Below are 20,333 nucleotides of genomic sequence, written 5' to 3'. Positions count from 1 at the left end.
TTAATAGTAGAACTTGCATTGGTTATCATCAATAACCTAATATCTATCACAGTGTTAAGTATGAGTTTACAATAAATGAAACTAGAACCTTCTGTTCTGCCTTCGCTTGCCTGGTTTGCGTTGATTGCACGCTCCGGCAGCTTTGCCAAAGCCGCTTCTGAAATGGGGATCACACGTGCGGCACTCTCCCAAAACCTGAAGACACTTGAAGAGCGTTTGAATACGAAGCTTATCTATCGAACCACACGTAATATGTCCTTAACCGAGGAGGGTTTGCGCCTGTATGAGGTTCTGGAGGTGGCTTTAGGTCAGATAGATGATGCGCTAAAAGATGTGGGTGATACCCAGCTTGAACCCACCGGATTACTGAGGATAAATTCATCGCGGGTGGCAGCCAGAATGCTCATTGAACCTGTCATCAGTGAATTCCTGAACCGGTATCCAAAAATTCAGATAGAGCTCATTATGGATGATGGTTTGTCTAACATCATTGCCGAAGGTTGCGATGCAGGTATTCGCCTTGGACAGAGCCTGGCAGAGCATATGACGGCTGTTCCTGTCTCACCCCGTATCAAACTGATTACCGTTGCCTCACCAGACTATTTAAGCAGGCACGGAATTCCGGAGTCACCTGAGGAATTACGCAATCATAATTGTGTGCGGCTGCGACACAGAAGTAGCGGTGCTCTCCCGCCGTGGGAGTTTTATCGTGTCGGGAGTAAGAATGAAGAGTTCGAACTTGAAGTCTCGGGTGGGTATATTACAAATGATGATGAGAGCATGATTCGTGTGGCAGTTAATGGTACAGGGATCATTCAGCACCTGGACTTTGCGATATCCGATTTTATCAATAAAGGGCTTTTACAACCTATTCTCCAGGACTGGAGTATTTCATTTCCCGGGTTTTATCTCTATGTATCATCAAGAGTAAGAATGCCATCTAAAGTTCGTGCTTTCATAGACTTTATGGTAGAGAAGCGCCTGAACACGACGGGATAACCGGGACAACAAACTGAATATTTATTGTCCTCTACTGGCTGTGAGTTCAACGGGTCTGCTGCGATCGAGGAGTAATGCCGGCGCTATTTCAAACCAGTCCGGCCGACTGGCTTGAAATTACCCCAGGTTAGATCCAGATATCGTTTTCTGCGGTGCGTTCCCCACCTTCATGACCAGTGTTCAGGACACCACAGGGTTCTATCATCATCATTTTTACCACCGTCTCAGCGGACGTTTTATGCTCAATGCCTTTTGGTACAACATACATTTCCCCCGGATTGACGAGGACATGCCCGTCGCGAAAATCAACACATAACACGCCCTCGACCACGATAAAGGCTTCGTCGGTTTCAGGATGAGAGTGCCAGATAAAATCACCCGCTATTTTCACGATTTTAAACTGGTAGTCGTTCATCTGCGCGATGACTTTGGGCTGCCAGTGAGCGTCGAAGAGAGAGAATTTTTGTTCCAGATTTACAGGGAAATACATGGTGACATTCCTTTAATGGCTAAGAAACGTCGAGGATAAATAATGTCGCTACATCAGTCTTGAACGATCGTGCAACTCAGGCACGGTGACGTTGAATAAATTTTTGCCAACGGCCCGGTGAAATGCCGAATGTTTTTATAAACTGGCGCGCCATATGACTCTGATCTGAAAACCCCGCCTCTACAGCAGACTCTGCAAGCGACAGGCCCGTCTGAATCAGATGGCGACAGTAGGCGAGACGACGCATCGTTACATAGCGATAAGGACTCGTTCCGTAAAGTGCACGAAAATCCCGGCTCAGGCTCCAGCGATCTTTACCACTTACGGCGGATAACGTATCCAGCGTAATATTCTGGCTGAATTCTGTTTGTATATATTCCCGCGCTCTCTCTGCAGACTGATAATCCACCAGGCATCGGCGAAAACGTTGCCCGCCGACGACGGCCAGAGTCCTGGCCAGATCGTAGATCGCATCCTCCTCTTCCAGCATATCGATAGCATCTTCTGGCGCTTTCAACAACGACCCGGCGGCGGCAAAAAGTCGGGGATCAGATGAGATCCCGCCAGGAATAAATGGCAACGGCTTTCCGCCCAATATTTTCTGGATTAACGCAGGTTCGATATAGACCATTCGATACTGAAATCCCTCAGTCGTTCCCGCCTCTCCATCATGAATTTCATCCGGGTGTAAGACCATCGTCCCACCGGGTAAGCTGTGTTGTTTACTGTCACGATAACGAAAAGATTGCACACCTGATAATGTCCTGCCGATCGCATAGGTATCATGACGATGAGGTTCATAACCATGCCCGCTGAAATACGCCTCCAGGCGTTCTATTTCCCCGGCGTGTGTGCAAGTTTGACCCAGTCTTTGTTCTCTTGTGCACTCGACATGTGTAACACCTGTTTCCCGTTGTAGGAGGATCCTCACTCTGCCTGGAGCGCAGAATGGGTGGTTATCATCTCCCGGAGATGAATTTTTCGTAAGCGCTCTAAAGTGAATAGTTCCAACTACCGAAACACTTAGATTTCCAGTGCAGCAAGAATTGCTGCTTCTATTTTCTCGGGGGTGGTCATCGGTGCAAAACGCTTAAGTGGTTTACCGTTGCGTCCGATCAGGAACTTAGTAAAGTTCCACTTAATCCGCCCCCCCAGCACGCCGGGCAATTCTTTTTTCAGATAACGGAATACCGGGTGCGCTGCGGCTCCATTTACCTCTACTTTCTCGAACATCGGGAAACTTACACCGTAGTTAATGTAACAGGTTCTGGAAATTTCGTCGGCTCCGCCGGGTTCCTGTTTACCAAACTGGTTACAGGGGAAGCCAAGCACCACGAATCCCTGAGCGGCATATTTCTTGTAAAGCGCTTCAAGGCCACCGTATTGTGGTGTGAAGCCACATTGGCTGGCAGTATTAACGACCAAAACCACCTTACCAGCGTAGTCGACCATAGAGATAAGCTGCCCATCCTGGCTGGTGGCAGTCAGTTGGTAAAAGCGAGTCATACTGGTGCCCTCACGTAAAATCTGTCCGACGTAGCACCTGTTCTGCTAAGTTCGATGAGTGGATACTCTAATGATAGTATTGCCAAATGGCTTTTTCATTAGCGAAAAACATCATATGATCAGTTTTAGTTATTTGTCACGCATACAACTGACACGTATTGCATCGCGGAAAAACAATGATGTTATTATTAATAATAAATAGCCCTGGTGATAAATTCAGCGCATACGTAGATAGTATTTAAAATCAATCTTAGATTACTTTTAAATACGGGAACGTCTGCATCGTCCGCTAATACAAAAAACATTCGCAATCCAGTTCCAATTCATCCGACAATCTATGATCTCAAAATCAGTAAAATGCATTTCCGACCACAGGAGATCTGCACTGAGCCAGGGATAGTGGTGAAAGGTATCCATCGCAATGCTAAATCTGTCTCCTTCGATAACATCGAAATCGCTGCGTTACCGCTTTGTTTTCCCAAACCCAAACTTTCTGCGCGTGCCAGAGTTCAGTCGTAGTGATATTCACCGCCGGTATTCCTGGCAAGAAGTATGCCGGATAAATCACGGTGACACCAACATGGCGACCAAAACGTATAAATATTGCGTTGAAGCAGGCTAAGTGTGATACATTCCTGGCGCGCCAATGACCACCACACATGACGGATATGCAGAACATCACTCAACAATTTCGCTGGCTTCTGCTTGTTATCCCGTCACTCAGCGGTTGCGGCACGCTCTCGCAAATGTCCTCCCCGGCAGGTACTCAGGAACTCCTCACCCATGAATCGCTGGATGGCGACGTTGATAGCGTGGTGCGTCACTATATGGCACAAAAATCCGTCCCCGGGATGACGGTCGCGGTGATCCATAATCGCAGCTCACCGCAGTTTTACACCTGGGGTGTAACTGATGCGGTCCATCGCTACCCGGTGAGACCCGATACCCTGTTTGCCCTCGGTTCGCTCAGCAAAGGGATTACGGCGGAAGTAGTGGCTTGTCTGGTGAAGGAAGGGCGACTGAGCTGGGACGATAACCTGGCGACATTGCTACCACCGGGTACGCCGCTTAGCGCGGATGCACAAAAAATTACCCTACTGGAACTGGTGACCCACAGCTCCGGCCTGCCACGGCAGAATATGGATGTTCCAATGCTGGGGAAATTCATCAGCTATTTAAGCAGTGGTGATAATTTTTATGGCGAGCTGGACAGCGATAACGTGCTGCGTTATCTCGCCAACTGGCGCGCGCCGAAGCATAAAATACCGCAATATTCCAATACCGGCTACGCCCTGATCGGCTATATCCTGAAACATAAAACCGGCGAAGATATTCAGAGTTTAGCCTCGCGCTATATTTTTCGACCGCTGCAAATGTCAAACAGTAGCTTTACTCCCCAGAAGTTAAATGGTTACCCACAGCGTGCGCTTGGCCACGCTGGCGATCAGCCTAAATTTATCCCGCGCGGGCAGTTAACTCCGGACTGGCATTTTTCCAACAACATGGTGGCGGCAGCGAGTTTATACAGTAACGCCGAAGATCTGGCAGCCTATGCCCGTTATCACGTGTCGACGACCAACAATAGCTTACTGGATAGCGTCTTTGCCGAAGTCCGTAATACCAATATTCAACGCCCCGACGGTGTACAGGGTATTGCCTGGACCACCGACTTTATCGGTCTGGAAAAAATTACTTATCAGGTAGGTTATATTGGCGGTTACTCCAGCTTTATCGGTTTTGATAAAGAAAGAGGCAATGCCGTGGTGGTGCTGCAAAATACGTTTAACTGGAGCAATTATATTGGCATCGCGCTATTGATGGATATGGCGAAAAACGACAGCCTTATCCCTGGCAACCGTTTCGCGAAAAATTAGACGTCTTTAACTCTTTTAGCGGCAATATCTCACACTGGCGGCCCCTCTGCGCGCTGATGTTCCGTCTTTCCTGCACCGTTCATTCCAGATTTTCTGCAAATCACATGCATTTTTGAATCAGAATGAATATATTATTCCTGTTGTATCCTTCTCTTTCAGGAGCCTTTATGCCGGATTACTGTTTTTTCCAAAAAGATAAGCAAATCATTGTGCTAGAGAGAACAGACGTCAACAATGCCTCTCAGTTGCTGGAGCAGGGTTTTAAAAAGCAATTTGAGGAGGTTAGCGCCATGAATGAAGAAAGTGCGCTTACCCGTTTTGCAGATATTCGTAAAAATAATCAAATAGATCGCAGCAACTTTCTGGCAGGTGCCGGAACGATGCCACTAATAGGCGTGCTGAGGGCTGCAGCAACCGCTCTGTTTCAGAAAAAATAGCACACGATAATCTCTGCCATGCCACCGGCAAATACGCCGGTGGCAACATCTCACTCAGGTTAATCCACCAGCACATTCAGTTCATCAATCGCCTCTGGCGGTAATTCCAGATCTGCCGCTGCCAGATTTTGCCGCAGATGCGCCACGGAAGATGTCCCTGGGATCAGCAGGATATTGGGCGAACGTTGCAGTAACCACGCCAGCGCGACCTGCATCGCCGTTGCGCCCAGCGAATCGGCGACCACCTGTAACCCGGAAGATTGCAATGGCGTAAAACCGCCCAGCGGGAAGAACGGTACATACGCAATACCCTGCCGTGCCAGCGTATCCACCAGCGCATCGTCACCACGGTTCACAATGTTGTACATGTTTTGCACGCACACCACGGGCACCATCTTTTGCGCTTCCTCAACCTGGGTGGCCGTGACGTTACTCAACCCAATATGGCGAATCAGCCCCTGTTGCTGTAGCTCCGCAAGCGTGGTCAGGGGTTCGGTAATCGATCCCTCCGCTGGCCCGTGAGCACTAAACATAATGCGCAGGTTAACCACGTCCAGCACATCCAGCTTCAGGTTACGCAGGTTATCATGCACCGCCTGCGTCAGCTCCTGCGCGGAAAATGCAGGCAGCCATGAGGCATCCTCACCACGGCGGGCACCAATTTTAGTCACGATAGTCAGATCGTCCCGGTATGGATGGAGCGCCTCGCGGATAAGCTGGTTGGTAACATGAGGGCCGTAAAAATCGCTGGTATCAATGTGATTCACCCCGGCAGCCACCACCTCGCGGAGCACCTCCAGTGCGGTATGTTTGTCCTTTGGCGGGCCAAACACTCCCGGTCCGGCGAGCTGCATCGCACCATAGCCTACTCGTTTAACCGTTCGCGTCCCAAGCGTATACGCGCCGCTTTTATCAATGCTGCTCATGTTGACCTTCCTCATAAAAATGATCCGGATTTACAACAGGTTCCGCTATGGAACCATTAGTTAAGCAATAGTTAAATTAAAGTTTAATTTCTCTACGACGATAGTAGTTATGTAACCCTGCATCTCTAACGGACGACCGCTATGCTGAAAAATCTGCACGTGATTACCGGTATTATCTTTGCCCTCACCATATTCTGTCTGCTGCAAGTTGTCACGGGAGGGTTGTTCTACTCCGCCGTCAGCAACGATCGTCATAACTTCCAGAACTCCGGGATACTTAATGCCCAGCAGGAAAGCCTGAGCGACAGCGTGAACACGCTGGTGAAAACACGCGTCACCGTCACGCGCGTGGCGATCCGCTACCTGAAAAACCAGCGTGACCCGGCTTCCCTTGCGGCGATCAACAAACTGCTGGGTACCGCGAGTGATTCACTGGGCAAAGCTGAAGCGTATTACAGCACCTGGCAAAAAATGCCGCAGGTTAACGGTCAAAACGCAGCGTTAACGGAGGAGATGCAAAAATCCTGGAACCAGATGCACGAAGTGATGCGCCTGTCGATTGAGTATCTGCGTGCCGACAACTATCAGGCCTATGGCGATCTGGATGCCCAACAGGCACAGGACGATATGGAAGCGGTCTACAACCGCTGGCGCGCGGAGAACAACACGTTGCTCAAGGCTGCGACAGAAGAGAACCAGAGTAGCTTTACCCATATGCAATGGACACTGGCAGGCATTTTCCTGGCCGTGATTGTCGTGCTGGTGGTGATCTGGCAGGGCCTGCAACACCTGCTGTTAAAACCGCTGAAAGTCATTATGAACCATATTCGTACCATTGCAGGCGGTGATCTGACACATGACATTGCCCTGGGGAGCCGTAACGAAATGGGCCAGTTGGCTGTCGGCCTGCATGAGATGCAGCAATCGCTGGTGAGCACGGTCAGCGCCGTACGTGGCAGCACCGATTCCATCTACACTGGTGCAGGTGAAATTGCCGCCGGGAGCAATGACCTCTCCGCCCGCACCGAACAGCAGGCCGCTTCGCTGGAAGAGACTGCCGCCAGCATGGAAGAGTTAACCGCCACGGTCAAACAGAACTCCGACAACGCCCGTCAGGCCACGTTGCTGGCGAAAAATGCATCGGAAACCGCTGCCCGCGGTGGTCACGTGGTGGATAACGTTGTCCGTACCATGACCGAGATTGCCGACAGCTCGCAGCAAATCGCGCACATTACCGGCGTGATTGACAGTATTGCCTTCCAGACCAACATTCTGGCCCTCAACGCTGCGGTAGAAGCGGCCCGCGCAGGGGAACAGGGGCGTGGGTTTGCGGTGGTTGCAGGTGAAGTACGCACGCTGGCCAGCCGCAGCGCGCAGGCGGCAAAAGAGATCAAAGGGCTTATTGATAACTCCGTCAGCCGGGTCAATACCGGTTCTGACCAGGTCAGTGAAGCGGGCGCAACCATGAAAGAGATTGTCGCAGCCGTTACCCGTGTGACCGATATTATGGGTGAGATTTCATCCGCATCCGATGAGCAGAGTCGCGGTATTGAACAGGTGAGTCTTGCGGTTTCGCAGATGGACAGCGTCACACAGCAAAACGCCGCGCTGGTACAAGAGTCCGCTACGGCGGCAGCGGCGCTGGAAGATCAGTCCGAGCAGCTTCGCCTTGCTGTGGCAGCATTTCGTCTGAACGGAAAAGAAAAAGCTGCCGCACCTCGCCCGACAAATGTAAAAACGCCACAGCTATTGCGCCCGGCAACGGCAAGTACACATTCCACCGACAGCAACTGGGAAACCTTCTGAGTCTGACGCGGGCGATCGCATCGCCCGCAATCATCATTCATTAGCGGCTGCGCTTGGCGTGACGTTCCCAGTTATCTTGTTTTGCTTCATCAGATTTTCGTAGTGAGACATAACATGCCCCGCTACCACCGTGGTGGGGCTGCGCCACACAAAAAGCGAGAACATCGTCGAACTCGGGTAACCAGCGTGCCAGATAGCTGCGTACCACATTGGGGTGTGAGTTCTGCTCGCGCCCCTTTCCATGAATGATAACCAGATTGCGTAATCCGTCACGTCCGGCCTGGCGGATAAAAGCAAACAGCATCTGACGGCAGCGCTCTGCAGGCTGATGTAACAGGTTTAAGCTGGCCTGGCGGGAGTATTTACCTGAGCGTAGTTTATCAATAACGCCCTGCTGAACCCCTTCCCGCTGAAACGCCAGCGGCTCCTCAATCGGCAGAAGTTCCAGAAACCCCAGCGTTAAGAAGTTATCGAGCTGCTCGGTATCCACCTCCTGACGCACCCGCGTGTTACGGCTCTGTTGCCAGTGAATATCCGTGCAGCGTTTCAGAGGCTGGACATCCTCTACGGCATCAAGAAAAAGTGATTTGTCGTCAGGGCTCATGGAAATCCTCCGGCTACATCTGAGCCTGTACTATACCTGTGCCGGACGTGGGCCTCAATAACAGGTACCTCTGCAGAGAGGTTGCACAAATATTAACCTGATGAATATATAAAATAATCAGGATTAATATTTAAACCAAACTTAACTAAAATTTCAGCAGACATTAAATGGGAGAATTTAAGTTAAAATTTCGTGAAATCAATCACTCTGCGTCCTTTCATTTTGAAGAAAAGCTGTTATAACTTATTAAACCTACCTCAGGAATAAAACATGTGGGACCCGTAAAGGACGTACTGCTGTGTGTACTATAGAGTCTGCCTGATGTCGGGCAGACTCCGTTTTTTTATTATTTAAATCTTACGCTAATATTATTTTTCTGCCCTCTCTTCTGAACCGTGTTATTAACAATTCAGTGAGCGATGGCTAAACCTCTCTTCTGGCTGCTTATAATAACTGCCCCGCGGAGCAGAGTGAGATCACGCGTGCTTTTTAACCAAAAGAACGCTTCGTAACGCGTTAGAAAACGCATAAGAAGGTTATGAAACTGAGGAAGATACATGGCCTGGCTGTCGACAGGCCGAATGACTTAACGGTAGTATATTTCAAACGTCGCCACCGCGTTGACATCACCACCTTTCACGGTGCCTGTCTGTATATAGCGTGCTTTTAGCGGAATAGAAACCGACTGATTTTTTGTCGTTTGCGCCGCCGCCTCATATTCAGTGTCAAATTGCACCACCGTGTTGTTACTATCCAGAATCTGAATCCCTACGCCTTCTGCCGCGCCGGATCCGCTCGCAATGCTCAGGATATTGCTATTGCTGACGCCGGTAGAGCCTGAAGTGGTAAATTTATAATCCACTTTAATCCCGGCTTCGCATTTATCTAACTGAATACGAAAACTATCATCCGAAACCACCGCCGAAAGCTTATTGTCAAAATCATCCGTCGAAATGGGCATTAATGGTACGGTGATATTCTTTTCGGCCAATGTACACGTATTCGCCTGCACATTAACACTGGACGCGCTAAAACGTAATTTGCCAACAACCAGATTGTCGTATTTCCAGTCGGCTACCAGTCGGGAAGTATCTAATGTGCCAGAAGATACTGGGCCAGTCACCACAACCTGTATCGCCGCATTGAGTGTAAAGTTATACCCCATAGCACCCACCGTCGAAGTGCCTTTATGCCAGGGCGTCAGCAGGTTGCCGGGATCGAGAGCACCTCCGTCATTTGCCCACCCCGAACGGATACCTATTCCGGGGACATTCGTCGCATAAGTATTTGCCGCTGGCGCATTCGTCACATGATCGGCATCAGTTAACACCGTATACCCTTGATAAATATCACCAATTGCATTGCAGCGCAAATAAACGTTAGGCATCGTTATATCTTGCGAATACAGGATTGTGCCAATCGCTGCATCGCTATTCACGACTAACGGGGGAATAGAAAAATCAGCGTCAGAAATTACCCCTGTGTAGACTTCACAGATAGCCCACGCCGATTGACTAAACCAGGCACCTATTACCCACACTATATGATAAAGATAAAATGCCGATTTTCTCTTTTTCATGATTCATCCCTGAATGATTGACACGTCGTCGCAATAAGCAGGATTCGAGCGCTAGCCTCTTCAGGTACCTGCACCTGTCCTTCACATTGCGTATCTGGTGAGTTTCCCCACTGCACGGAAAACGACTGTGCCCCTTTCAAACCGGTAACATACACTTCGCCATCGTCCCCGACGATGGACGTCGTCCCCGCCATGCTTAATATCGCGCCAAACGGCACAAAACCCTGACCACGTTTAAGCGTCAGCAACACCCGTTTGCCGCTCCGTGCGGTGAAATTGGCCGCCACTGCCGCGCCTTTGGTCGGCACGACATCCAGAGAAGGCTCCTGAATATCCAGATCGCTACGCTCCTGCGTGTTGACCACCACCGAATTATGGCGATAGTTGGTTAATGTCGGCACTATTGCATTGCCCCAGCGGTCGGTATAAATCCCTTGCCCACCCTGAATTTTGACATTCGCGCCATCGTTAATATGCACCACAGCAAAGGCATCCTGCAGTGAGCGCCCCAGCGTGATCCCGTTAGGATGCGCGACAATTGACCCTTGTGCGCTGTAGTTCCACTGACGGTTATCCCCCTGATAGCTATAACCAGAACTGAACTCCCCGACAGAGGCACGGTAACGACCTGAAAGATAGCCGCCATAGCCAATATTATTATCGGTATAGCTCTGCTGCAGGTTATAGCTCAGATTATTGTCCGCCAGCGCCGTCCCGTTGATCCCTACCTGATGCGATGTATTGCTATTCTTCGAGCTGTTCAGGCTATAGGTTGCCCAGGCATCGGGTAGCCAACGAGAAAGAGGAATATTCAACGTTAAAGAGAGCTGATGGTCGTCATCCGTTGAGGGCGTTTTCGTCAGGCTATAGTTGATTGACCAGTTGGTGCCTGCCCAGGTCGTGCTATATCCCATGCTTACACTCCGCTCATGCCCCTCCATATACCAGTAATCTTGTTGGTAGGCATTCATATACACGGACCCCCACTCCCCAACCGACTGTGATAAATTCACCTGCAAACGACTGCGACGGTTATTGGTGTTCCGATAGCTGTAAATGCTGTCATCATCGTCATACTGTTTGTTGTCGCGTCGGTCGATCGCCTCCTGGAAGGTGTAGAACCCGGAAGTTGAATAGCGGTAGCTCGCCAGTGTCACCGTGGTGTTGGTAATGGGGAAATCCTTTGCATACTGCGCACGCCATGATAGCCCTTGCGAGTCGCCCTCATCGCCTAATGACGCTTTCGCCGCAGTCACATCCATTGAGACAGAGCCTAAGTTGTGTAAATCCGCACCGATCCCCACAAGGCCCGAGCGATACATTGATGCGCCGAGTAAACCACTGTAGACGGTAATGCCGTAAGGCAGGCCGTAAATCACCGTCGCCTGCGCAAAGTCCGGCTCCTCGCCACCATCGACATCGCGGTAACGTCCCGCCGCGATGCTGTATTTCAGCGCCCCTTCACGCTGCAGTACCGGTACGGACGAACTGGCCTGAATAAAACTATGCTCTGAACCATCGGCTTCCTGAACGGTAACCTCCAGATCCGCGCCAGCGGTTACCTGGCTTAAATCACGGATCTCAAAAGGCCCGGAGGAAACATAGGTCTGGTAAATAGTGTAACCATTTTGCTTGATCGTCACCTTCGCGTCGCTGTTCGCAATACCGCGCACCACAGGCGCAAAACCCTGCTGACTACTGGGCAACATACTGATGTCGGTTTCTATCTTCGCGCCTGTCATCTGCACGCTGTCGAACAACTCGCCGTCGGTATAAGTCTGGCCCAACTCAAACTGGCTTTTCAGCGCTTTAATATCGCGCTGTAACACGGTGCTGATTGACTCCCAGCCATTGCTATTTTCCCAGGTACTGTTGTTACGCAGCCGCCACGGCCCTATATTCAGACCAGAGTTCGCACTCATCCATTGCGAATTATCCGTATTACTGCCGTTTTTTTGGCGAGAACCGGAAATATAGTAACTCGACCATAGCACCGGTATACCCTCATCCCACTCTTGCGGGTCCACTTCACCCACTGCGGCGACATTACGATAAATTTGCGGAATGCGTAAATGCAGGGTTTGCGTATCAGGACTAAAATCATAGCTGGCTTCGGGAAGATAATCGGCGATATCCCCGATGACGTCATTATCCGCGAACGAAGCGAATGTTTTGACCGTATCGACTTTCACACCAAACTGGCGCAATTCACCTTTGGTGAGTTGTGGAATTAATTTCTTTTTATCCGGCGATAAAACATACGTCAGATTTTTTTTGGCAATCTTATCTTGATCCCAGATAATACTTGTCAGATAACGCCCTGGTGTCAGACCATTATTTTTCAAATAGGATTCAATGGCACCAGTATTTTCAAGCGGAGAATCGGTTTCCAGAACGCTAAGATTGAAATAGTCCTCAGCGAATACTGAGCTACAGACTGAATATAAACTGAATACAATAGCATTCAGGACCCATGTTCGAACTGGTCGCGATGCAGGCATGATAAAATTCTCTTATTAAATTCCATTTATTTCATCCAATTACAATGACTGCTTATGAGATACTGTTTCTGTGCCAAAATCGTTGATGGCAGTCCACTCAGCATTGCCGGTACTACCCGCTAATAAAGTAAAATGCTGTTCACTTAATGGTGCCACCATCATACTGATAGCCGATGGTGTGTTTTTTTCATCCGACGGAACAACGGCTTTGCCACCTACAGTCAACTGACCAAACGTGATATAATAAGGTGTTGGGTTTTTCGCTATCAGTTGATTACCCTGGCGGTGAAACTGGATTTTTTCCCAGGCGGTTTTCGCATCGTAGCCATTTAATTTTCCTGGACGCCAAAACAGCTTAACGCGTGTTTTTATGGCAAACTGTAATGTGTTTTTATTTTTCAGTGATTCTGGAATAGCCGATACTGATTTCACATTTACCAGGAAGAGCGATTCGCGATCCTGTGGTAACGCGCTGCCGTTACCGGTATAGACCACATGTAATAATGTTTGACGCCCCTCTTCTAGCTTATAAATCGGAGGCGTAATAACGAAGGGGGCTTTGCTGTCATCAACATTGCTCACCCAACTTTGAACTAAATAGCGTTCATCGTTATCTTTATTTTTTAAAGATATCTGGACTTCTGCCTGATCGGCAGGATAGATAACCCGGGTGCCACCGAGCACAACACCAGCCTGGGCCGAACTGGCGAATAAAATAACACCAGCAATGGCTGCAATATTCCACTTCATAAATGGTTCCCGGTCATCAGGAATATCTGACTGGATATCAGCCAGATACTTACAATACTTTAACGATAAAGCAGCGTATAAGTTGCCTGCGCGGTATAATCACCGGCAGTCGGTTTAACCGACCCTACCTGTACGACCTTCGCCGTATAAGTGAAGGTCGCCGCTCCGGTGCCTTTCACGGTTTTATCCGATGTTGATGCAGGCTCTGAATTGTCAAACAGAACATCGGCCCCCGCCCAGTTAACCAGACGGACCCCCACATTAGTGGCGACTCCTGTTGTTTTCAGCACGCTCGTCTTACTGGTGACGGTTGTACCATTAAACTTCAGATTGATTTTGTCGATATTGGTATCACAACCCGTCAACGCAATATCGAATGTTTGGGAATCGCCAACAGAATCATCAGCAGTAAATGCCGAAGGATAGACGTCTTTAAACGTAACGGTACCGTTAGCGTCCGTACTGTTTACGGTGACATCACAAGTATCGTCAATAATCTTCCCGTTAAAAGTGACTGTCCCCGTATCTGTTGCGAAAGCGGATGACATGCCCCCCGCGAGCAGACTGCCAATAAACAACGCGCAAAGCGACTTTTTACACATAATGCATTCCTTATTTATGTTTATTCATCACCAGATAAATGTTTTTATTAACGAAAGGGAAGTAAAGAAAAACAGCAAGCAACCACGCAGATAAAATTTTCCGAGCCCTATACTCACCATAGAAAATCAGACTGTTTTCTCATGCCTCATTCGATTTATTAATATTAAATTAATATGCCACCACTCATGATGCGGCACAATTTAAATATAATTAAACGTCAATTAAATTATATTAAATTTAAAAAAATTAATATAAAAATAAAATACGCAAAGTATCTGAACAGAGCAAGATTGATCAGGGACATGGCCGCATTGAAGTCCATCAATCGTACGTGCTTGACAGTTCAGAACTGGAAGGTGATTTTCCACGCTGGAAAAACCTGAAAGGTGTTGTCCTGATTGAAGATTTTCGTCCTGAAAAAGGTCAGATTGCGTTCCTGTTGCCGGGTACCCTTCCCGATAGTTTTTAGTTTAGGTTTCCTGCAACGCGATAAACCCGAAGCAAAACGGGGTACCTACTATTCGCTGCTCTTGCCCTATCCGCTTATCTTTTTAGGGGTATGGCTGATAATGCGGGTGACATGGTATCTTGTCGGCCTGCCGACTGGACCGGGGATATACCCGGGGCTGCACTAAAGGAATATTGATGCTGAGATTACTCGAAGACAAAATTGCGACGCCGCTTGGGCCGCTGTGGGTTATCGCGGACGAGCAGTTCAGCCTGCGCGCTGTCGAATGGGAAGAGCACAGCAACCGCATGGAAGAGCTGCTCGATATTCATTATCGTACTCAGGGCTATGAGCGCATCAGCGCCACCAATCCGGGTGGACTGAGCGATAAGCTCACGGCGTATTTTGAGGGCGACCTCAGCATCATCGACACCCTGCCAACCGCCACGGCGGGAACCCCCTTCCAGCGTGAGGTATGGCAGGCACTGCGCAGCATTCCCTGCGGGCATGTCATGCACTATGGCCAGCTCGCCGAGCAGTTAGGTCGCGCAGGTGCGGCGCGCGCGGTGGGTGCCGCGAATGGTTCCAACCCCGTCAGTATCGTCGTGCCCTGCCATCGCGTTATTGGCCGTAACGGCACCATGACGGGCTATGCCGGTGGCGTGCAGCGGAAAGAGTGGTTGCTGCGCCACGAAGGGTATCTTCTGCTGTAGACTCCAGGCTTTTTGTGCTTAATTTTCTTCCAGTTAGGCTAAAAATCCATAATCAAGCTGTGGAATTTCAAGAAGATGGCAACACGTTGTCGTCTCTTGTTCTTATTGGTGGTTTGTCAGGCTTACGTACTTACCAAAAAGATGTTAAAATTGACTAATATCAATTAAGGCTTGAGCAAACCTATGATCCCAGAAAAGCGAATTATACGACGCATTCAGTCTGGCGGTTGTGCTATCCATTGTCAGGATTGCAGCATCAGCCAGCTCTGTATCCCGTTTACCCTGAATGAGCATGAACTCGATCAGCTTGATAATATCATCGAGCGCAAAAAGCCTATTCAGAAAGGGCAGACGCTGTTTAAAGCGGGAGACGAACTGAAATCGCTCTATGCTATCCGTTCTGGCACCATTAAAAGCTACACCATCACTGAACAAGGTGATGAGCAAATCACCGGCTTCCATCTGGCGGGCGACCTGGTCGGCTTTGACGCCATCGGTACTGGCCATCACCCGAGCTTTGCTCAGGCGCTGGAAACCTCAATGGTTTGCGAGATCCCGTTTGAAACGCTGGATGACCTGTCCGGAAAAATGCCTAACCTGCGCCAGCAGATGATGCGTTTGATGAGCGGTGAGATCAAAGGCGATCAGGACATGATCCTGCTGCTTTCCAAAAAGAATGCAGAAGAGCGACTGGCTGCGTTTATCTATAACCTCTCCCGCCGTTTCGCCGAGCGTGGTTTCTCCCCGCGTGAGTTCCGCCTGACCATGACGCGTGGCGATATTGGTAACTACCTGGGCCTGACCGTTGAAACCATCAGCCGTCTGCTGGGTCGTTTCCAGAAAAGCGGCATGCTGGCCGTTAAAGGTAAATACATCACCATCGAAAACGGTGAAGCGCTGGCGGTACTCGCCGGAAACTCCCGCAACGTGGCATAAAACCACCGCATGACTGATGCCAGATTGATAAATTTCAGTAATTTATTGATCTGGCTTTTTTATCCATCAATATTCAATAAATTATTGTAATATCAACGACATGATAAATCCATTACCAGACAATAGCGGAGTATATCAGTTCATTTAACACCCCTAAAACCACGCCCATTTTTCGTAGCTCCCACGCCTCTCTCCAGTTTCACAATTCCCGGATTCGTCGCAGCAATTAAGCACGACATAATCGTCAAACTCACCTGCCAGCGCATCGTCCCCTTGAAGGTTTTGGTGTAGACACCTCGTCGCAAAAAGATAATCGATTGAACAAACATAAAGGGGCAGGTCAGAAAAATTGCACATACCGTGAACCAATATTGAAATCCCATCACCTGTCATTCCCGTTAATTTTTGGGTCATTATTACACAGGTTTGTCAGATTCCCGTCAGAATGGCGTAATGATCAGCCGCCGAGCACCATGAACAGGCCGACACTATTACTGGCGCTGATCGGCAGGATCATCTTCGCGATGCACTCGTCATACCCAACACCATCGGGGCATGGGATAGCGTTCCACTGCTCGGGGCTGTAGGCAGCACCAGTGGTTATTTTTTCCATGCGATGTATGCTCTCACCTCGCTGAGCACGGGTGCTGTGTTGAGAAATAAAAAAGGTCGCCAATTGGCAACCCTAAGAAAAAACCTGCAGAGCGAGTCCATAAAAAAATTTGATTAAATCTCCTGCTAAACAGGCCGATAAGATCGCTATCTAAACTATCACGAGGAAATTTTATGGCTATTAAACATGCAGGCATTTGCGGTCATTGCCGTGAGACTGTTAGCCCATTCATCATCGAAGAAAACACTTTCCAGCGTGATAAATGTGAGTGCCCGGAATGTCATGGGATTCTTTATGCTTGCCGGACACCTGGCTGCGATGATTATGCTAAAGGCGGAAAAGCATACGATGAAGAATTATGTCCTGGATGCACAAAGGCAATAGCTGAAAACGCTGGAACAATTGTAAAATCTATTGCTGGTGTGGCTCTTACGATCGGCACAACAGTTGCTACAAACCACTTCACTGACAAGAAGAAATAATAATATCAAGCGATCGTAAAACTAATCCATAAATGAAAAGCCCAAAGCGTTGACCTCGGGCTTGAATTCTTTGTGTCGACAATCAAAGCTATGGACGACGATATTATATTTACATGAAATGTATGCTGTTTAATTGACCTTTGCAATGCCCTGCTGCAAAAAGGTCGCCTTTTGTTGTGATCGTGTTCTCATAGTGCAGGAAAGTGGGTTATTTTTCCAAAAACGCTATATCCTATGGATGGAAGCAGGGTTTACGCCGAGCGGGAATTCGCGAACGTCACCCATACCAGTCCAGGCACACTTATGCATGCTGGTCTCTTTCGGCAGGGGCCAACCCTTCCTTTATTGCTACTCAAATGGGTCATGAGGATTCCAGGAGGGTTTACGTAGTTTATGCCAAATGGATCGGCGATATGGACAAGGACCAGGTGACTATCATAACCAACAGAATTACGACCGGTTTGCCCCCATCACGCCCCCAGAGCGTTACGAACACGAAGAAATGCCTTTGAAATCAGTGCAACTCAAGAATTACCAATAAATTTTAGTGATTTATTGATCTGGCAAAAACTTCCCCCCTGTTTGATTCAAGATATATAGGTTACTCTTTTACTTACAGACTGTGGTGACAGTTGTAAGGAGACCTGTATGGCAAAGTATCAAAATATGCTGGTGGCCATCGATCCTAACCAGGACGATCAACCCGCGTTACGGCGTGCTGTGTATTTACATCAACGGATTGGTGGCAAAATCAAAGCGTTTTTGCCGATCTATGACTTCTCATACGAGATGACCACCCTTCTGTCGCCTGACGAGCGTACGGCTATGCGTCAGGGAGTGATCAGTCAACGTACTGCGTGGATCCGCGAGCAGGCGAAATACTACCTCGAAGCGGGTGTCCCTATCGATATTAAAGTGGTCTGGCACAACCGACCTTTCGAAGCCATTATTCAGGAAATTATTGCCGATAGGCACGACCTGCTGCTGAAAATGGCGCACCAGCACGACAAACTGGAATCCGTAATTTTCACGCCTACCGACTGGCACCTGTTGCGTAAATGCCCATGCCCGGTCTGGATGGTGAAAGACCAGCCGTGGCCTGAAGGGGGTAAAGCCGTCGTGGCTGTAAACCTGGCGAGCGAAGAGGATTATCATAATTCACTGAACGAAAAGCTGGTGAAAGAGACACTGCAGCTTGCCGAACAGGTTAACCACACCGAAGTGCATCTGGTGGGGGCTTATCCGGTCACCCCGATCAATATTGCGATTGAACTGCCTGAATTTGATCCGAGCGTCTATAACGATGCGATCCGTGGTCAGCACCTGCTGGCGATGAAAGCGTTGCGCCAGAAATTCGGTATTGATGAAAAAATGACGCACGTGGAAAAAGGGTTGCCTGAAGAAGTGATCCCGGATTTAGCAGAACACCTGCAGGCCGGGATTGTGGTACTGGGTACCATTGGCCGCACCGGTATTTCCGCCGCCTTCCTGGGGAATACTGCCGAACAGGTAATCGACCATCTGCGCTGCGACCTGCTGGTCATCAAGCCGGATCAATACCAGACTCCGGTTGAACTGGACGATCCAGAGGACGATTGAGCCATAACGTCCGGTAGCCGCCAGTAAAAAAAGCCGCCAAATCTGGCGGCTTTTTCACATCGACACAACTTACAGCGCTTTCAGAATCGCATCCACGCTGGCTTTGGCATCGCCAAACAGCATGTGAGTGTTCTCTTTGAAGAACAGCGGGTTCTGAACCCCTGCATAACCGGTGTTCATGGAGCGTTTGAAGACAATCACGTTCTGCGCCTTCCACACTTCCAGAACCGGCATACCAGCGATTGGGCTGCGCGGATCGTCCTGTGCCGCCGGGTTAACGGTGTCGTTGGCACCAATAACCAGTACGGTGTCGGTATCGGTGAAATCATCGTTGATTTCATCCATCTCCAGCACGATGTCGTAAGGCACTTTCGCTTCAGCCAGCAGTACGTTCATGTGACCAGGCAGACGACCTGCAACCGGGTGAATACCAAAGCGAACCTTGATACCCCGCGCACGCAGTTTCTCGGTGATTTCCGCTACCGGGTACTGAGCCTGCGCCACCGCCATGCCGTAGCCTGGGGTGATGATGACGGTGTGTGAGTTTTTCAGCATATCCGCAGTATCTTCGGCGTTGATCTCACGGTGTTCGCCCACTTCGTCATCAGAACCGGTAGAAGAACCATCAGAACCGAAACCGCCGGCAATAACGCTGATAAACGAACGGTTCATCGCTTTACACATGATGTAAGACAGGATCGCACCGGAAGAACCCACCAGCGCACCGGTGACGATCAGCAGGTCGTTGCTCAGCATAAAACCTGCCGCTGCTGCCGCCCAACCGGAGTAGGAGTTCAGCATTGAGACCACCACTGGCATATCTGCACCACCAATGGAAGCCACCAGGTGCCAGCCAAACGCCAGCGCAATAATGGTCATCACCAGCAATGCCAGCACCTGAGTACCTACGCTTTCGGTACGCACGAAGATCACCAGCAGTACAAATGATACGACCAGCGCCGCCAGGTTCAGCTTATGACGGTTTGGCAGCATCAGCGGTTTAGACGAGATTTTCCCGCGCAGTTTGCCGAATGCAACAATCGAACCGGTGAAGGTCACGGCACCGATAAAGATGCCGAGGAACACTTCGGTCAGATGAATGTTGACCAGAATCTGCTCCATGCCCGCTTCGTGATACAGATAGCTGTTGAAGCCCACCAGTACCGCCGCCAGACCCACGAAGCTGTGCAGGATCGCCACCAGCTCCGGCATCTCGGTCATCTCAACGCGTTTCGCCAGACGAATACCAATTGCGCCACCGATGATCATCGCCACCAGGATCCACGCAACGTTACCGGTGTCCGGCCCGAAGATAGTGGCAATCAGCGCAATCGCCATCCCGGCGATACCAAAGTTATTACCCTGCTGAGACGTTTCGTGTTTGGAAAGTCCCGCCAGACTGAAAATAAACAGGATTGCAGCAACAATGTATGCGGCTGTGACTAATCCTCCAGACATATGCTACCC

The 20,333-nt window shown here is 49.4% G+C and carries 19 protein-coding genes and 3 pseudogenes; 11 read left to right on the top strand and 11 right to left on the bottom strand.

The window, feature by feature from the left end; translation table 11 throughout:
• Nucleotides 1-75 precede the first annotated feature (75 nt).
• Nucleotides 76-999: a LysR family transcriptional regulator gene (locus ACJ9N4_RS09795; RefSeq protein ID WP_182271277.1), complete on the top strand. Its 924-nt coding sequence runs from the start codon at nt 76-78 to the stop codon at nt 997-999.
• Nucleotides 1,000-1,126: 127 nt separating this feature from the next.
• On the opposite strand, the gene ACJ9N4_RS09790 is transcribed toward ACJ9N4_RS09795, so the two are convergent.
• From ACJ9N4_RS09790 to ACJ9N4_RS09780, 3 genes and pseudogenes are all read right to left on the bottom strand, one after another.
• A complete protein-coding gene (locus ACJ9N4_RS09790; protein WP_182918505.1) occupies nt 1,127-1,489 on the bottom strand; it encodes a cupin domain-containing protein in 363 nt (120 codons plus the stop codon).
• Nucleotides 1,490-1,565: 76 nt separating this feature from the next.
• Nucleotides 1,566-2,383, bottom strand: a pseudogene (locus ACJ9N4_RS09785) (AraC family transcriptional regulator).
• 129 nt (nt 2,384-2,512) lie between these two features.
• Nucleotides 2,513-2,995, bottom strand: a complete 483-nt coding sequence (locus ACJ9N4_RS09780; RefSeq protein ID WP_182918506.1) for a glutathione peroxidase — start codon at nt 2,993-2,995, stop codon at nt 2,513-2,515.
• Between the two features lie 668 nt (nt 2,996-3,663).
• Between ACJ9N4_RS09780 and ACJ9N4_RS09775 the strand changes: the two genes are divergently transcribed.
• Both ACJ9N4_RS09775 and ACJ9N4_RS09770 read left to right on the top strand, forming a co-directional pair.
• Entirely contained in the window at nt 3,664-4,869 is a 1,206-nt protein-coding gene (locus ACJ9N4_RS09775; RefSeq protein ID WP_182274504.1) for a serine hydrolase domain-containing protein, read from the top strand.
• A gap of 167 nt (nt 4,870-5,036) precedes the next feature.
• Nucleotides 5,037-5,306 (top strand): hypothetical protein, encoded by a 270-nt coding sequence (locus tag ACJ9N4_RS09770; RefSeq protein WP_182918507.1) that lies wholly within the window; start codon nt 5,037-5,039, stop codon nt 5,304-5,306.
• Nucleotides 5,307-5,365: 59 nt separating this feature from the next.
• Here the strand turns inward: ACJ9N4_RS09770 and ACJ9N4_RS09765 are convergent, their stop codons facing one another.
• Nucleotides 5,366-6,232 carry an aldo/keto reductase family oxidoreductase gene (locus tag ACJ9N4_RS09765; RefSeq protein WP_182271272.1) on the bottom strand — a complete coding sequence of 289 codons (867 nt, stop codon included), beginning with the start codon at nt 6,230-6,232 and terminating at the stop codon, nt 5,366-5,368.
• A gap of 141 nt (nt 6,233-6,373) precedes the next feature.
• Between ACJ9N4_RS09765 and tcp the strand changes: the two genes are divergently transcribed.
• Nucleotides 6,374-8,038, top strand: a complete 1,665-nt coding sequence (gene tcp / locus ACJ9N4_RS09760) for a methyl-accepting chemotaxis citrate transducer (RefSeq protein ID WP_182918508.1) — start codon at nt 6,374-6,376, stop codon at nt 8,036-8,038.
• A 40-nt stretch (nt 8,039-8,078) separates the two neighbouring features.
• Here the strand turns inward: tcp and smrA are convergent, their stop codons facing one another.
• The 5 genes from smrA to ACJ9N4_RS09735 all read right to left on the bottom strand — a co-directional run bounded on the left by smrA (nt 8,079) and on the right by ACJ9N4_RS09735 (nt 14,074).
• A complete protein-coding gene (smrA, locus tag ACJ9N4_RS09755; protein ID WP_182918509.1) occupies nt 8,079-8,642 on the bottom strand; it encodes a DNA endonuclease SmrA in 564 nt (187 codons plus the stop codon).
• Nucleotides 8,643-9,228: 586 nt separating this feature from the next.
• A complete protein-coding gene (locus ACJ9N4_RS09750; protein WP_411500432.1) occupies nt 9,229-10,221 on the bottom strand; it encodes a fimbrial protein in 993 nt (330 codons plus the stop codon).
• A complete protein-coding gene (locus ACJ9N4_RS09745) occupies nt 10,218-12,722 on the bottom strand; it encodes a fimbria/pilus outer membrane usher protein (RefSeq protein WP_182918511.1) in 2,505 nt (834 codons plus the stop codon). The genes ACJ9N4_RS09750 and ACJ9N4_RS09745 overlap by 4 nt, the downstream gene beginning before the upstream one ends.
• Before the next feature lie 39 nt (nt 12,723-12,761).
• Entirely contained in the window at nt 12,762-13,472 is a 711-nt protein-coding gene (locus ACJ9N4_RS09740) for a molecular chaperone (RefSeq protein WP_182918512.1), read from the bottom strand.
• 59 nt (nt 13,473-13,531) lie between these two features.
• A complete protein-coding gene (locus ACJ9N4_RS09735; protein ID WP_182918513.1) occupies nt 13,532-14,074 on the bottom strand; it encodes a fimbrial protein in 543 nt (180 codons plus the stop codon).
• A 332-nt stretch (nt 14,075-14,406) separates the two neighbouring features.
• Between ACJ9N4_RS09735 and ACJ9N4_RS09730 the strand changes: the two genes are divergently transcribed.
• The 4 genes and pseudogenes from ACJ9N4_RS09730 to fnr all read left to right on the top strand — a co-directional run bounded on the left by ACJ9N4_RS09730 (nt 14,407) and on the right by fnr (nt 16,172).
• Complete coding sequence (locus ACJ9N4_RS09730; RefSeq protein WP_182920087.1) at nt 14,407-14,544, top strand: hypothetical protein; 138 nt, start codon at nt 14,407-14,409, stop codon at nt 14,542-14,544.
• Nucleotides 14,525-14,710, top strand: a pseudogene (locus ACJ9N4_RS09725) (AbgT family transporter); the annotation flags it as partial. The gene ACJ9N4_RS09730 and the pseudogene ACJ9N4_RS09725, both read left to right, overlap by 20 nt.
• Nucleotides 14,711-14,720: 10 nt before the next feature.
• Entirely contained in the window at nt 14,721-15,236 is a 516-nt protein-coding gene (ogt, locus tag ACJ9N4_RS09720) for a methylated-DNA--[protein]-cysteine S-methyltransferase (RefSeq protein WP_182271264.1), read from the top strand.
• A gap of 183 nt (nt 15,237-15,419) precedes the next feature.
• Nucleotides 15,420-16,172 (top strand): fumarate/nitrate reduction transcriptional regulator Fnr, encoded by a 753-nt coding sequence (gene fnr / locus ACJ9N4_RS09715; RefSeq protein WP_182271263.1) that lies wholly within the window; start codon nt 15,420-15,422, stop codon nt 16,170-16,172.
• A 457-nt stretch (nt 16,173-16,629) separates the two neighbouring features.
• Here fnr and ACJ9N4_RS09710 read toward each other — a convergent pair whose 3' ends face one another.
• A complete protein-coding gene (locus ACJ9N4_RS09710) occupies nt 16,630-16,785 on the bottom strand; it encodes a hypothetical protein (RefSeq protein ID WP_182918515.1) in 156 nt (51 codons plus the stop codon).
• Nucleotides 16,786-16,958: 173 nt separating this feature from the next.
• Here ACJ9N4_RS09710 and ACJ9N4_RS09705 point away from each other — a divergent pair, with 173 nt between their 5' ends.
• The 3 genes and pseudogenes from ACJ9N4_RS09705 to uspE all read left to right on the top strand — a co-directional run bounded on the left by ACJ9N4_RS09705 (nt 16,959) and on the right by uspE (nt 18,866).
• Nucleotides 16,959-17,267 (top strand): hypothetical protein, encoded by a 309-nt coding sequence (locus ACJ9N4_RS09705; protein WP_182271260.1) that lies wholly within the window; start codon nt 16,959-16,961, stop codon nt 17,265-17,267.
• Between the two features lie 239 nt (nt 17,268-17,506).
• Nucleotides 17,507-17,779 (top strand): annotated as a pseudogene (locus tag ACJ9N4_RS09700) (site-specific integrase); the annotation flags it as partial.
• A gap of 136 nt (nt 17,780-17,915) precedes the next feature.
• A complete protein-coding gene (gene uspE / locus ACJ9N4_RS09695) occupies nt 17,916-18,866 on the top strand; it encodes a universal stress protein UspE (protein WP_182918517.1) in 951 nt (316 codons plus the stop codon).
• Between the two features lie 69 nt (nt 18,867-18,935).
• On the opposite strand, the gene pntB is transcribed toward uspE, so the two are convergent.
• Nucleotides 18,936-20,324, bottom strand: coding sequence for a Re/Si-specific NAD(P)(+) transhydrogenase subunit beta (pntB, locus tag ACJ9N4_RS09690; RefSeq protein WP_182918518.1), 1,389 nt, complete (start codon nt 20,322-20,324; stop codon nt 18,936-18,938).
• Nucleotides 20,325-20,333 lie beyond the last annotated feature (9 nt).

It is taken from the genome of Enterobacter sp. LM3 (genome assembly GCF_046622475.1).
Lineage (GTDB): Bacteria > Pseudomonadota > Gammaproteobacteria > Enterobacterales > Enterobacteriaceae > Enterobacter > Enterobacter cloacae_P.
Note: the sequence above shows the minus strand (reverse complement) of the source record. Positions and strands in the feature narration are given on the sequence as shown.